This window comes from Pseudomonas sp. BP8, from assembly GCF_017875955.1.
Lineage (GTDB): Bacteria > Pseudomonadota > Gammaproteobacteria > Pseudomonadales > Pseudomonadaceae > Aquipseudomonas.
The window spans coordinates 2,766,485-2,780,599 of sequence record NZ_JAGINK010000001.1 but is presented as its reverse complement, the minus strand read 5'-3'; the positions used below and the strand labels follow the sequence as shown (position 1 = coordinate 2,780,599).

Below are 14,115 nucleotides of genomic sequence, written 5' to 3'. Positions count from 1 at the left end.
GGGCTTGTCCTGATGCCATTCAGTTGAAAGTGCAGGGGCTGCTGCGCAGTCGCTTCCGACCGGCCCGGCGCCCCGGCACGGCCACGCCGACACAAGCCAGCCTACAGAGGCAAGGTCGCACGCAGCATTTATGCCCCTGCATGCGCTGCACTTCAGCGGTCGACACCGCCAAGGCAGACGTACTTGATCTCGAGATAATCCTCGATGCCGTAGCGGGACCCTTCGCGGCCAAGGCCGGATTGCTTGACCCCACCGAACGGGGCCATTTCATTGGCGATCGCCGCGGTGTTGACGCCAACCATGCCGTATTCAAGCGCCTCGCTGACGCGCAGCACCCGGCCAATGTCGCGGCTGTAGAAGTAACTGGCCAGGCCGAACTCGGTTGCGTTGGCCAGCTCCACCACCTCATCTTCACTGGAGAATCGGAACAGCGGCGCCAGCGGGCCGAAGGTTTCTTCGTGGGCAACGTTCATCTGCGCGGTGACTTCGGTGAGCACCGTCGGCTGGAAGAAACTGCGCCCCAGGGCGTGGCGTTGGCCACCGGTGATCAGCCGCGCGCCTTTCTCCAGGGCATCGCTGATGTGCTCTTCGACCTTGCGCACCGCCGACTCGTCGATCATCGGCCCTTGGGTCACGTCGGCATCGACACCGTTGCCCAGGCGCAAGGCGGCGGCGGCGCTAGCAAGCTTCTCGGCAAACTGCGCGTAGATGCTGTCCTGTACGTAAATACGGTTGGCACAGACACAGGTTTGCCCGGCATTACGAAACTTCGAGAGCATCGCGCCTTCCACCGCCAGATCAATGTCAGCGTCATCGAATACGATGAACGGGGCGTTACCGCCCAACTCCATCGAGACCTTCTTGACCGTCTCGGCGCATTGCGCGATCAGCAGCTTGCCCACCGGCGTGGAGCCTGTGAAGCTGAACTTGCGCACCAGCGGGTGGCCGGTCAGCACGCTGCCGATCTGGGTGGCGCTACCGGTGACCACACTGAAGACTCCGGCAGGGATCCCGGCCCGTTCGGCCAAGGCTGCCAGCGCCAGCGCCGACAGCGGGGTCTGGCTGGCCGGCCGCAACACCATCGAGCAACCCGCAGCGAGTGCCGGCGCCACTTTGCGGGTGATCATCGCGTGGGGGAAATTCCACGGTGTGATGGCCGCCGCAACGCCGATCGGCTCCTTGGTGACCAGGATGCGTTTGTCTGGCGAGGGCTGAGGAATGGTGTCGCCGTACACACGCTTGGCTTCTTCGGCAAACCACTGCACGAACGACATGCCGTTGCTCAGCTCGCCACGTGCTTCGGCGAGGGGCTTGCCCTGCTCGGCGGTGAGCAAGCGGGCGAGGTCCTCCTGATGCTCGAGCATCAGGGCGTACCAGCGTTGCAGCAGCTCGGCACGTTGCTTGGCAGTAGTGCGCTTCCACTGCTTGAAGGCACGGTGCGCAGCGAGCACCGCACGCTCGGCTTCCGCCGCGCCCATCTGCGGTATGCGGGCAAGCGTCTCACCGGTAGCCGGGTTGGTGACCGCAAAGGTTGCGCCAGAGTCGGCATTGACCCATTGGCCGTCGATGAATGCCTGTTGTTTGAGCAAGGAAGGATCGTTGAGTTCGAGCATCAGTCAGTTATCCAAGGCAAGGTTCAGTGAATGGGTGGCTCGGGAACGGCTTCGCCGGCCTGCAGGAAGTCAAAGTCACAGCCTTCGTTGGCCTGGGTGACATGCTGCTGGTAAAGCGCCGCGAAGGAACGGCCGTAGGTCTTGTGTTGCGGCACGTGCGCGGCGCGCCGCCGGGCCAGTTCGTCGTCGCTGACGCGCATGTTCAGCGTGCCGGCGGCGACATCCAGGTCAATGATGTCGCCGCTGCGCACCAGTGCCAGCGGCCCGCCGACGGCGGCTTCGGGCGCCACGTGCAGGACGCAGCTGCCATAGTGGGTGCCGCTCATGCGCGAGTCGGAGATACGCAGCAGGTCGCGCACGCCCGCCTCCAGCAGTCGTTTGGGGATCGGCAGGTTGCCCCACTCAGGCATGCCTGGTGCGCCGACCGGGCCGGCGTTGCGCAAGATCAGCACGGTGTCTGCGGTGACCTCAAGCGCAGGGTCGTCGATCATCCGGCTGAGGGTTTCGTGGTCATCGAAAACCAGCGCCGGGCCGCTGTGGCGGCGCAGTCGCGGGTCGGCCGCAGATGACTTCATCACGGCGCCATCGGGGCAGAGATTGCCGCGCAGCAGGGCCAGGGTCGTGCCCTGTTCAAGGCTGACAACAGGGTTGTCGAGCGGGCGAATGATGTCGTCGTCATAGCACGGAGCATCGGCCAGCAGGCTGTCCCAGCTCTGGCCGGTGGCGCCTTCGCACTCCAGGTGCAGGTGCGCTTCGATCTTGCGCATCAGCGCGCGCAGGCCGCCGGCAAAATGGTAATCCTCCATCAGGGCCGTACCGGACGGGAACAGGTTGAGCAGGACCGGAATCTTCGCCGCAGCGGCGGCCAGCTGATCGAGGGTCAGGTCGATGCCGGCGCGCCGGGCAATGGCGATCAGGTGGATCGCGGCGTTGGTCGAACCGCCCATGGCCATGTACACCGCTACCCCGTTGGCAACGTGCTTGTCGGTCAGCCAGGTCGAAGGACGGCGGTCATGCCATACCAGCTCGACGATGGTCGAACCGCACTGCGATGCCATCCGCGGGTGCGCGCCATCGGCAGCCGGAATGCTCGACGCGCCAGGCAGGGTGAAGCCCATGGCGTCGGCAATACTGGTCATGGTCGAGGCCGTACCGACGGTATTGCAAGTACCGATGGAACGCGTCATCGCGCCTTCGAGCTCTTCCCACGCGACAGTGTCGATCAGTCCCAGACGGCGCTCGTCCCAGTACTTCTTGGTGTGGGTGCCGGCACCGGTCTTGACCCCGCGCCATTGGCCGTTGGACATCGGCCCTGCGGGACAGTAGATGACTGGCAAGTCCATACTCAGCGCGCCCATCAGCAAGCCGGGCGTGGACTTGTCACAACCGCCCAGCAGCACTGCGCCGTCGATCGGCAATGAGCGGAGCAGCTCTTCGGTCTCCATCGCCAGCAGGTTGCGGTAGAGCATGGTGGTCGGTTTGACCATCACCTCGCCTACCGACTGCACCGGCAACTCTACTGGAAAGCCGCCCGCCGCCCAGACGCCCCGCTTGACCGCTTCGGCGCGCTCACGCAGGTGCGAGTGGCACGGCGACATTTCACTCCAGGTATTGAGAATGGCGATGACCGGCTTGCCCATGAACTCTTCACGGCGCAGGCCGATCTGCTGCAGCCGTTGGCGATGGGCAAAGGCGCGGATGGTATCGGGGGCAAACCAGCGCTGGCTGCGCAGTTCTTCGATTTTCTTGTGGTTATTGGGCATGAGCTGGGGCCTTGAACAAATGCGCCACGCAAAATCGTAGCGCTGCGAAATTGATATGAGAGCAGCATACGCAGTTGATTTTCGCAGCGCTACGATTTTTTTCGTCGAATGCTTTGCCGGTTTGCGCTACTGCGCTTACTGGATCGACAACCCGGCATCGACCACGAAGTTCTGCCCTGTGCAACCGCGGCTGTCATCGCTGGCCAGAAACAGCGCCATGCGCGCGCAGTCACCGGCATCCAGGCGGAACTTGAGCATCTGCTGGTCGATGAACACCTGGCTGGCGGCTTGCAGGCCGGCGGGGTCCGCCGCCCACATGGCATCCTGGCGTTCGGTACGGATGGCGCCGGGGACCAGGCTGTTGACGCGGATGCCCTGCTCACCCAGCTCCCGCGCCAGCGTGCGGGTCAAGCCGTTCAGCGCGGCTTTGGCCGTGGTGTAGCAGGCCATGCCGGGGCGTCCGCGCATCCACGAAATCGAGCCCAGATTGATGATCGCCCCGCTGCCACGACGGGCCATGCCGGGCGCTACGGCCTGCGCGGCAAAGAAGGCGTGGCGCAGATTGGTCTGCATGCGCTCATCCCAGTACGCCACGCTTACATCGGCCAGACGGTGGCGGTCATCCCGCGCGGCGTTGTTGATCAACACATCAATGGCGCCCCAGGTGTGCTCAACTTCGGCCACGCAGGCCTGCAATCGCTCGATGTCGCGCACGTCGCACGGCAGGAACAGCACGTTGGCGCCCAAGGTGTGCGCCAGTGCCTGGCCGCCCTGTGCGTCGAGGTCGATAAACGCCACACGGCTGCCCTGCGCGGCAAACGCCTCGACAAAGGCCCGGCCGATGCCGGAAGCGCCGCCACTGATGAAAATTACCTTGTCGGCAAGGCTTGGGTACTGCGTATCGGTATGACGGTTCATGGTATGGGGTGCTCGTGAAATCGTTGAAAAAGGTCAGCCGACGAATAGCGGTTCGGCGCATCCGGGTACGTTGACGCGGGTGGCGAAGACGCAGCCGGACAGCGGCCAGGCGGCGAGTTCTTCGGCGCTTCTGTTCTCGCGTGAGCTGGTGATGTACAGCGTGCGCAAGTCTGCGCCGCCGAAGGCGACCATGGTCGGCCAGCGCGTCGGCACCTGGATTTCTTCCAGCACCTGGCCGTCCGGACTCAGGCGCAGCACACGACCACCGTCAAACTGGGCACTCCAGTAGCAACCGGCACTGTCGAACGCGGCGCCGTCAGGGCGCCCTCCACTGCCGCGCTGGAATTCACGCAGCAGCTGCCGTGGTCCAGGCTGGCCATCGGCATCCAGCGGGTAGCGATACAGCACATGGTTGGGCGTGTCGCTGTGGTAGACCCATGCCCGGTCCGGGCTGAAGGCCAGGCCATTGGAGACCATCACATCCTCCGCCATCACCTGCGCGTTGTGTTGAGCATCGACCCGTAGCAGTTGCCCGCCATTGCGGTCGCGCGGTTGCCAGATCGTGCCGGCCCAGAAGCGCCCCCACGGATCAACCCGGCCATCATTGAAGCGGCTCTGCTCGGCCCCGGTGGGGTTCTCGGCCAAGCACTTGCCGAGCTGCCCGCGAGCGTCCAGCAAGTAGATGCCACTGCGCAGCGCGACGACGAAGCCGCCTTGCTCACGCAGGCCAAAACAGCCCAGGTGTTCGGGTAACTGCAGGCTGCGCACGCTGCCGTCACGCGGGTCAAGGCGGTGCAGTTGGCCCGCGAGGATATCGGCCCAGTACAGGGCTTGCTCACGCACCGACCAGACTGGGCATTCGCCCAGTTCGGAAGGTTGCCGGACCACACAGGTCAGCGTTTCACTCATGCAGGTTCTCCCGGTTCGCCGCTCGGCAGCAGGCGCAACTCACGTTCAGTCGACGCCCCTGGCTCCAGCCAGACCAGACCATGCTCGGTCGGCGTCGAAAAATTGATGGCATTGTTCAGGTGACTGACCGGCTCGACCGCGACAAAGTCCGCCGGCGCGGGTGGGGTAAACACCACCAGATGGTCGAGCCCAGGCCCGGCCTCCATGCGCAGACCGACGCCGGCCCTGGGCCAATAGAGGCTGGCGCAGGCATCCCAGCCAGCAAAGCAGTTATCCAGGCCCACTGCGCCTACAGGGCGCGGCGTGCTGAAGTCCCAATAGACGGGGACCTCTGCACAGCCGCTGGGCAGCGAGTCCTCACCATTGCGCCAGACCTGCGTGGCACTGAAGCCCAGGCGCAATTCGCCCTGGCGCGCAAAGTAGGGATGCCAGCCAAGACCGGCCGGCATCGGCTGGTCGCTGAGGTTGGTCAGGCCCAGATGCAGGTGCAGCCCGTCTTCATTCAGGCGCAAGCACTGCCAGGCAACGAAGTCCCACGGCCAGTCGAGGGCATCCGCCCCTTGCGCCTGGTGACGCACGCTCAGCCGGCAACCTTGCGGCGAATGCGCATCGACCTCCCATGCCCGCTGCCAACCCACCCCGTGCAAGGGGTGCGGGTGATCGCCAAAGTTGCCGCGCAGTTGCCGCGGCTGGCCATTGGCTGAAAACCGGCCGTGGGCGATCCGGTTCGAATACGGCAGCAACGGATAGCATGAACTGCGCCGTACGCTGTCGCTACCATCCCAGGGGCGCAGCAGCTCGAAGCTGCCCTGGCGCAGATACGCCAGGGCACCACCAAGGCTCGGCAGTACGCCGGCACTGAGCGCGCCGCAGGTGAGTTTCAGCAAGGGGTGCGAGGCGTGATTGGTACGCATAAAAGGCTCAGAAGCTCCAGCGAATACCCACGGTACCGGCCCATGGGTCATAGCCCGCCGCCACACTCGGGTAGTCCTCGCTGAGCAGCGAAAACGCCTGGGTGGAGTGGCTGTTGTTGTTGATATGTGAGACGTAGCTGTACAGCTGGGTGTTGGCGTTGAACGAGTAGATGTAACCCGCGTGCGCGGCCCAGGCCCGGGCACCTTGCGCCTCGATGCGCTGGGAGACCCCGAAGGTCAGGTCATTGTGCTCATCGAGGACGATCCGCGCGTTGACCATTTTCGCCGAGGCGAACCAGCGGGCTTCGGTGTCGCGCTTGGAGTATATGTAGTTGGCGCCCCAGATCACCCCGCCCCATTGGTAGTTGCCCGACACCACATGGGTGGTCTGGGCGTAAAGCTCAGCGCTGGCTTCGGTGGGTGCCGAGTCGTGGTGATTGAAGCCGTATCCCAGCTTGGTGAAGCCATTGCGGTACCGCACGTTGAAGCCGCTGGTGCGGTTCTGGTTAGGGCCGTTCTCGATGCTGGAGTTGCCGTAGGAGTAACCCAGCTCAGTGGAGAACCCGTTCACTTCAGGCGAACGGTAGCGCACGGTGGTGTCGTAGAAGCCACCGGTACCGCTTTTGCCCAGGGTCGCGGTGTGCTCCAGGCTCATGATTGCGGCCATGTTCGACAAGCCGTACAGGGCTACATCCGAGTCGAGGAAAACCCAGTAGATCGGCATGTACAGGCTGCCCATCGCCACCGAGCCGAAGGGGCCGCTGACGCCGACGCCATAGCCGCGGTTGGTCGAGACCTGACCGCCCTTCCAGATTCTGCGCAAGACCAGCCCGCGCTCACCGAACGCTTGCAAGGTGTAGCCGCTGTCGCCCAGCGCGTAATCGAGCTTGACGCCGAAGCGCGAGGCTTGCAGGTTGCCGTCCGAGACCATCGTGTGGTCAGGTGCCGAGCCGCTGAATGAGCCCGTCTGCACATTCAGGTCGAGAATGCCGTACGGGTTGATGCTGAGGTTTCCGGCTTTCCAGACCACCGGCTGCGCATGGCTGGGCAAGGCGCAGAGACTGGACAGCAGGGTGATGCCAAGGACACGTAGATTGTTGTTATTCATGTCTGCAAAGCTCTTTCATGGCCGACGTGAGCCAGCACGCCTGCCTGGGCAGGCGTGCAAAGGGGATGAGTCGAAGTGGCCCCGCGAGATCAGTGCGCGGCCAGGCTCTCGAACAGTGCTTGCCAGCGGCTGCCGACCCGGCTGAACACCGGCGGCTGCCCCAGTGGTGCCGCGACCTCGACCCGCTGACCACCTGCGAAGTGCTCAGCGCTCCACCAGTGCTGCCAGGTTTCCCCGGCGGGCAGGTAGACACTCCAGCTCTGCTGGCCCTCGGCATGCACCGGCGCCACCAGCAGGTCACGGCCATACAAGTACTGATCCTGGATGGCATAGCTGCCAACGTCGTCCTCGTGGTGCAGGAACAACGGCCGCTGCAGCGGCAGGCCGGTCGCCTGCGCTTCATCCATCAGGCTTTCGACGTAAGGACGCAGGCCAGCAAATAGCTGGGTCATGCGGGCGAAATGGGCCAAGGTCGCCGGGTCTTGCCAGAACTGCAGGTTCTGATCAGGACGATTGCCTTCGTGGGTGCGCATCACCGGGGTGAAAGCCGCCATTTCCGCCCAGCGCTGGAACAGCTCGGCGGTCCGGCAATTGCCGTAGAGGCTGGTATAACCGCCAATGTCGCTGTGGTGGTAGGCATTGCCGAGCAGCCCGGACGACAACGCGCCGCAGATCACCGTCTGCAGGCCATCGTGGCGGCTGAAGTCAACCGACTGGTCGCCGGCCCAAAGCAGCGGACAATGGGCTTGCACCCCGCTGTAGCCGGCGCGCATGAAGAACAACGCATCGCCAGTGCGCCCAGCGTTGGCGATGGCCCGGGCGTTGACCTCGGCCCAGCGCACTGGCCAGGCGTTGTGCTCGAGCATCGGGTCGGCATCGCCCGACAGCTTGACGTCGATTGGCAGGTACTCGCCAAAGTCCGCCATCCAGCCAGACAAGCCTTTGTCGAGCATCTCCCGGCCGATGATCCGCGTTTCGAACCACTGCGCCGCGGCCGGCAGGGTGAAGTCGACCACCCCGCAGAGAAACTCACCGAAGTCCACCAGGTAGGTAGCGCCGTCGGCGGTGGTCGCCAGGTACCCCGCCGCCTCGGCCTCGGCGAACAGCGGGCCGTCGTTGCACAGGTACGGGTTCACGTAGCCGAGAAAACGCAGCCCGCGCTCATGCAGGCTGGCGACCCAGGCCTGATGGTCCGGGTAGCGTTCGGCGTTCCACTGCCAGTCCCAGAACAGCCGCTTGCCAAACGAGGTTATGCGCAACCCTTCCCAGTCTTCACACCACAGCGCACTCACCTTGGCGCCGTGCGCTAGCGCCGCCTGCAGATGCGTTTCGGCGTGCTCGCGGCCGTTTTTCAGACCGAGTATCGCGCCATTGAGCACCCACTCGGGCAGCCGTGGCTGACGGCCGAAATAAGCGCTGACCTGGCCGACCAGGTCGATGTAGCTGTCAGCGACAAAAAACTCCAGCGCCTCAGGTACCGCCCAGACTTGCAGCTCATGGAAGTCGGCCTGGCGGAAATCGAAATCGGCGTAGGCGCTGGTCACCAGGTGGGCGCAGTAACGGCGCGACGAGATGAAGGTCGGTTGCGGGTAGTTGGTGTGGTAGTAGTCACCACCGGCATCGGCTTCGTTGTCCGCCTGCAGGGTCAGCCAGGTCGACTTGTCCCGGCCCACGCCTGGCTCGGAGGTCCACAGCGGGAAGTTACGCCCACGCAGGTTGAAATAGGACATCTGCTCGCCGCAGCCCCAGACCTGCTCGTCCGGCTCGGCCGGCAGGCGCAACCACAGACGGTTGCAGCCCGGCTCGGCGGCCTTGACGAGCAGGCGCACACGGTCATCCTGGCAGTCCAGCTGAAGGGTCAACAGCAGCGGCCCTTCGGCCCACGCCCGCAACTCGATCAGGCCGGCCTGCTCATCCAGGCGGGCATGACGCAGGGCCACGCGCTCCTGCACATAATCGCGAATGCGGAAATTGCCCCGCTGCATGGCGATGTCTGCCTCACCGTAGCCGGCGAACACCGCCGGCTGCTCAGGGCTGTGGCACCACAGCAAACGCCCAGCCACTTCAAGGCGGATCTGCTCACCTGCCTGACGCAGGCACACGTTGTCGTTGATCGATACGGCATTCATTGTGGATTGGTCTCATAGTCAGGCAGAGGGTGAGCAGCGGTCAGGCATCGATAGCGGCGACGGCACAGGGCCACGCCACCAAACGCCAGCAGCCAGGTCAGCGCCAGCAGCGGCAGGTACAGCGCCGATGGCCCGCCGACACGGGCCACGCCCACGGGCGAAAAGGTCAGGTAGATAGACACCAGCGCGGCGAACAGCATCACGCTGAAGCTACCGGCGTGACGCCACGGCGTGAGGTCGACAGTGCGCGCCGGGGTCGGCGCCACATACGGCGTAGCCCGGTCGAAGCGCTTGCGCAGCAGCACCAGCAGGGCCATCTCCACCGCAAACATGATGCCCATGACGTGGATGAAACTGATGCCCAGGCGCACGTCGATCTTCAGCCCCAGCACCAGCACCGCATAGCACAGGGCGTGCAGGCCGAGCACCAGCTTGGCCGGGGTGGCACCCCCACGGGCACTGAAGAAGCCGAACAGCATGATGGCGATGATCGGCATGTTGAAGAAGCCGGTGAAGCGCCGCAGTACTGCATAGATGCCTTCGGGCGTGTACATCAGCATCGGTGCGACCACCAGCGACACCAGTGCAGCGATCACACTGACCCGCTTGCCGAAGCGCACCAGTGCTTCATCCGAGGCCATTGGCCGGATCGTCTTGTAGAAGTCGTAGGTCAGCAGGGTTGCTGTGCCGTTGATGATTGCGTTGAAGTGGCTCATCACCGTGCCGAAGATCACCGCCACGAAGAAGCCCTTCATCCACCACGGCATCAGCGCCGCAACCAGTGCCGGGTAGGCCAGGTCGGAGTTGGCCAGTGGCTGGTCGCGGAACAGGTGCCAGGCGATCACGCCAGGCATGAGCATCGCGAGCGGGACCAGCAGCTTGAGGCAGCCCGACAGCAGGACGCCCTTCTGGCCCTCGGCCAGGTTACGCGCGGCCATACTCTTCTGCACGATCGCCTGGTTGGTGCACCAGTAGAACAGGTTGGCGAAGATCATCCCGGTGAACACCGCGCCAAACGGCACTTTGTCTTCGCTGCCGCCAATCGCGTTGAGCTTCTGCGGGTTGTCGTGCAGCAACGTCTGCGCACCGGACAACACGTCACCCTGGCCTAAGGTCCACAGGCCGATGATCGGGATCAGGATCACCACCACCAGCAGGCCGATGCCGTTGATGGTGTCCGACACCGCCACGGCCCGCAGCCCGCCGAGTACCGCATAGGCCGCGCCGATCACGCCGGTGGCGACGATCAGCAGGCTGATGGTGGCCGGATAGGACCAGCCGAGGATGCCCTGCAGGTCGAAGATCTGGTTGAAGGTGATCGCCCCCAGGTACAGCGATGCCGGGTTGAGCACCAGGGTATAGGTCGCGACCATCAGCGCGCTGACGACTCTTCGCGTGGTGCGATCGTAACGTTTCTCGATGAACTCCGGCAGGGTCGAGAAGCCGCCACGCAGGTAGCGCGGCAGGAAGAACAGCGCCAGGGCGATGGTCGAAACCGCTGCGGTCGCCTCCCATGCCATCGAGCTCAGGTTATGCGCGTACGAGTCGCCATTGAGCCCGACCAGTTGGTCGATGGACAGGTTGGTCAGCATCATCGAACCGGCAATGAACCAGCCGTTGAGGCCGCCGCTCGCCATGAAGTAGCCATGGGCGCCGACGTCCTTTGCCTGGCGGGTAAACCGATAGGAAATCGCCGCCACCAGGACGGTGAAAAACAGCATGCTCAGGAAGGTAAAAAGGGATGTGCTCATTTTTATATTTGTTCTCCAACGCGGGTTGGGCAGCACTGCAATGTTAAAATCGCAGCGCTGCAAAATTACCCAGCGAGCTTATCGCAGGCATAATCGCAGCGCTACGATTTTCTTCGAAATGGCGCCTGGATTTTCGTAAACGAACACCCGGCACGTGTTGGCTCACTTTTCAGATTGACTTGCCCTGCCCGGGCTTTCATTCTTTTGCCTTCGAACATGAGGTGGCGATGAGCGACAGAGCAGACAGCGAAACCAGCAGCGGCGCGGCGCGGCGCCCACGCGTCAATCGGGTGACCATGGATGTGGTCGCAGAACAAGCCAAGGTCTCCCCCAGCACGGTATCGCTGTTCCTGCGTGACCCTGACGCGGTGTCGAGCAAGCGCGCCGAACGCATCCGCCAAGCCATCGCCGACACCGGGTACACCATCAACCGTCTGGCCGGCGCGCTGGCCGGCAACCACAGCCGGGCAGTCGCGGTGATCGTGCCCTCGATGATCAACGCCTTCTTCTCGGAAACCCTGCAAGCCATGCAGGAGGTGTTCGAAAGCCGCGGCTACCAGTTGCTGATCAGCAACAGTGACTACGATCCGCAGCGCGAACTGGAACTGTTGCGTGCCCACCTGTCGTGGTCACCGGCTGCCCTGGTGGTGACCGGCAGTGATCATGCCGCCGCCCGCTCATTGCTCGAAGCCACTGGCATTCCGGTGGCGCAGATGTGGGAACTGGGCAACGACCCCTTCCACCTGCAAGTCGGCTTCTATCATGAAGCAGCCGGCGCCGCCCTGGCCGAACATCTGTATGCCCAAGGCCTGGAGCGCTACGTTTACGTCGGTACCCGCATGCACCGCGACCACCGTGCGCGCAAGCGTGCTGAAGGGTTCAGTGCCTGGCTGGCCGCGAAGGGGCAGGAGGCGCAAGTGATTGCCCTGGAGCACAACACTTCGCAAGCCGAGCTCAGCGAGGTGTTCGATCAGATCGCCAGCTACCGTGGCGGGCCACAAGGCCTGTGCTGTTCGAACGACGTGTTGGCGATCGCTGCGCTGTTCGAAGCCCAGCGACGCGGTATCGCCGTACCTGAGCAGTTGGCCGTTGCCGGTTTCGGCGACCTGCCCCTGAGCAAGCTCAGTGCCCCGCGCCTGACCACGGTACGCCCCTTCCCAGCCGAAATCGGTCGTACCGTGGCCAGCCAACTGCTGGCCTGGATTGAAGCCGGGACCTTGCCGGAGCAACCCAAGGTCGTCGACCTGGGCTTCGAACTGGTGGTGCGCGAAAGCAGCGTGCGCCGCTAGAAGGTGCTGCCCACGGCCTTGGGCTGATCACCCTACCCTGCGATCAGCACCTTGCCGATCAGGCTGCCACCCGCCAAAAGCAATAAGCCGAACACTGAAAGGCGCAATACCCGCGGCGAGATGGCCAGCGGGTGCCGGCGCATCCACCACGTCAGCACGAACACCACCGGCAACGCTTCCAGGGCCAGGTAGCCTGCCTGCAGATCGAATCGATCGGTCGCCACGACCACGCTCAGCCGCATCAAGGCATTGGCCGCAAACACCACGATCAGCGTGTCGCGTATGACCTGGGTGGCCAGCGGCTGACGATAGAGCTGGTACACCAGAGGCGGCCCTGCACTGGAAAACAACCCGCCCATGACTCCGGAGATGCCCGCGAAAAAGGCGAAGCTGAGCCGGCCAGACAACCGCTGGCGGCTCTGCGACTGGAGGATCAGCATCAAGCTGCAGATGACAATGGTGACGCCCAGCGTGAGCTGCAGCAGGTCCCGCTCATGGGTACCCAGCAGGGCGAGCAGGTGCACACCCCCGACTACACCGGCCAGGCTGCAGCCAAGGATCAACAGCACCAGGCCGCGCTGCAGGCCAGGCCAGGTGCGAACCATGACCAGCGCGTTGGTCAGGGTCAGGATCGAGCTCACGTTGGCCACGGTTTCCATCGGTGCCAGGCCGAGCATACCGGTCAGGCCCAACAGCAACAGACCAAAGGCAAAACCCGTGGTGTTCTGGGCGAAGGTTGCCAGTGCAACGCACAGTACAAATCCTAGATGCTGCCACAGCTCCATCAGTGTGCTTCCACTCGCGCGCACACAGGCGCGGGTTTGTTGTTTTCGCAGGGATACTCAACGGCTCCCCCGAGGGAGAGCGTGGGTATAGCGCAACGATGTTGATCAGTAGGCGGTGGCCACGGCCTCTGGCGCTTGGCGGCCCTTCAGCGCCACCAGCACTTCATTGGCTTTGCTCATCATCATCGCCATGTCGGATGCCACGGCAGCGAACGCATAGCCCTGCTCCAGGTAGCTGCTGACCAGCTCCGGCGTGCCGCCGACGATGCCGATCGGCATGCCGATGGCTTTGCAGCGCACGATCGCGTCGCTGATCATGGCCTGGATCTCAGGGTGCGCCGGGTTGCCGATGTGGCCGCAGACGCTGGAGAGATCGCCCGGGCCGAGGAACAGCGCATCGACACCTGGCACCGCGGCGATCTGTTCAAGGTTGGCCAATGCCGTCGGCGTCTCGATTTGCAAGATGCAGGTGACCGAGTCGTTGGCCTGCTCGCCGTAGCCTTTCCAGGTGCCATAACGGCTGGCGCGGTGCACGGCGGCAAACCCGCGGGTGCCCAAGGGTGGATACTTCACCGCGCTGACCGCCGCCCTGGCCTGCTCGGCGTTTTCCACGAACGGCACCATGACGTTGGTCGAGCCCAGATCAAGGGCACGCTTGAGTAGTACTGGGTCATTAGCAGCCACGCGCACGATGGGCTGTGCACCCGAGCACTGAATCGCCTGCAGGATGTGCCAAAGATCGCGGAACTCTATCGGCACATGCTCCATGTCTACCAGCAGCCAGTCGAAACCTGCATAGCCCAGCGCTTCAGCGGTGCTGGCCGCGGCGGACATGAGCCAGGTGCCGAGCGGTGCGGGCTGTTGCTGCACACGATTGGCGAAGGTGGTTTGAGGGTGTCGGGTGGGCATGGTGATCTCCTGAGGGCTGATCAACCG

11 protein-coding genes are annotated in these 14,115 nt (G+C 64.0%); 1 reads left to right on the top strand and 10 read right to left on the bottom strand.

Annotated features, from left to right (window positions below):
- Nucleotides 1–152: 152 nt before the first annotated feature.
- The 8 genes from J3B00_RS12135 to J3B00_RS12100 all read right to left on the bottom strand — a co-directional run bounded on the left by J3B00_RS12135 (nucleotide 153) and on the right by J3B00_RS12100 (nucleotide 11,105).
- The gene (locus J3B00_RS12135; RefSeq protein WP_245362538.1) at nucleotides 153–1,613 is read right to left on the bottom strand and encodes a 3-sulfolactaldehyde dehydrogenase; all 1,461 of its coding nucleotides are present in this window, start codon (nucleotides 1,611–1,613) and stop codon (nucleotides 153–155) included.
- Nucleotides 1,614–1,636: 23 nt separating this feature from the next.
- A complete protein-coding gene (locus J3B00_RS12130) occupies nucleotides 1,637–3,376 on the bottom strand; it encodes a 6-deoxy-6-sulfo-D-gluconate dehydratase (protein ID WP_209867733.1) in 1,740 nt (579 codons plus the stop codon).
- A 135-nt stretch (nucleotides 3,377–3,511) separates the two neighbouring features.
- Nucleotides 3,512–4,294: a sulfoquinovose 1-dehydrogenase gene (locus tag J3B00_RS12125; protein WP_209867732.1), complete on the bottom strand. Its 783-nt coding sequence runs from the start codon at nucleotides 4,292–4,294 to the stop codon at nucleotides 3,512–3,514.
- A gap of 33 nt (nucleotides 4,295–4,327) precedes the next feature.
- Nucleotides 4,328–5,203, bottom strand: a complete 876-nt coding sequence (locus J3B00_RS12120) for a 6-deoxy-6-sulfogluconolactonase (protein ID WP_209867731.1) — start codon at nucleotides 5,201–5,203, stop codon at nucleotides 4,328–4,330.
- On the bottom strand, nucleotides 5,200–6,117 hold the full coding sequence (locus tag J3B00_RS12115) for an aldose 1-epimerase (protein WP_209867730.1): 918 nt from the start codon (nucleotides 6,115–6,117) through the stop codon (nucleotides 5,200–5,202). The genes J3B00_RS12120 and J3B00_RS12115 overlap by 4 nt, the downstream gene beginning before the upstream one ends.
- 7 nt (nucleotides 6,118–6,124) lie before the next feature.
- Complete coding sequence (locus J3B00_RS12110) at nucleotides 6,125–7,225, bottom strand: porin (protein WP_209867729.1); 1,101 nt, start codon at nucleotides 7,223–7,225, stop codon at nucleotides 6,125–6,127.
- Between the two features lie 89 nt (nucleotides 7,226–7,314).
- The gene (locus J3B00_RS12105; RefSeq protein ID WP_209867728.1) at nucleotides 7,315–9,354 is read right to left on the bottom strand and encodes an alpha-glucosidase; all 2,040 of its coding nucleotides are present in this window, start codon (nucleotides 9,352–9,354) and stop codon (nucleotides 7,315–7,317) included.
- A complete protein-coding gene (locus J3B00_RS12100; protein ID WP_209867727.1) occupies nucleotides 9,351–11,105 on the bottom strand; it encodes a solute:sodium symporter family transporter in 1,755 nt (584 codons plus the stop codon). Before J3B00_RS12100 ends, J3B00_RS12105 begins: the two co-directional genes overlap by 4 nt.
- Before the next feature lie 227 nt (nucleotides 11,106–11,332).
- On the opposite strand from J3B00_RS12100, the gene J3B00_RS12095 reads away from it, so the two are divergent.
- Nucleotides 11,333–12,394, top strand: a complete 1,062-nt coding sequence (locus J3B00_RS12095; RefSeq protein ID WP_209867726.1) for a LacI family DNA-binding transcriptional regulator — start codon at nucleotides 11,333–11,335, stop codon at nucleotides 12,392–12,394.
- Between the two features lie 32 nt (nucleotides 12,395–12,426).
- Here J3B00_RS12095 and J3B00_RS12090 read toward each other — a convergent pair whose 3' ends face one another.
- Both J3B00_RS12090 and J3B00_RS12085 read right to left on the bottom strand, forming a co-directional pair.
- Nucleotides 12,427–13,179, bottom strand: a complete 753-nt coding sequence (locus J3B00_RS12090) for a TSUP family transporter (protein ID WP_209867725.1) — start codon at nucleotides 13,177–13,179, stop codon at nucleotides 12,427–12,429.
- Nucleotides 13,180–13,284: 105 nt separating this feature from the next.
- Nucleotides 13,285–14,088, bottom strand: coding sequence for a 2-dehydro-3,6-dideoxy-6-sulfogluconate aldolase (locus J3B00_RS12085; protein ID WP_209867724.1), 804 nt, complete (start codon nucleotides 14,086–14,088; stop codon nucleotides 13,285–13,287).
- Between the last annotated feature and the right edge of the window lie 27 nt (nucleotides 14,089–14,115).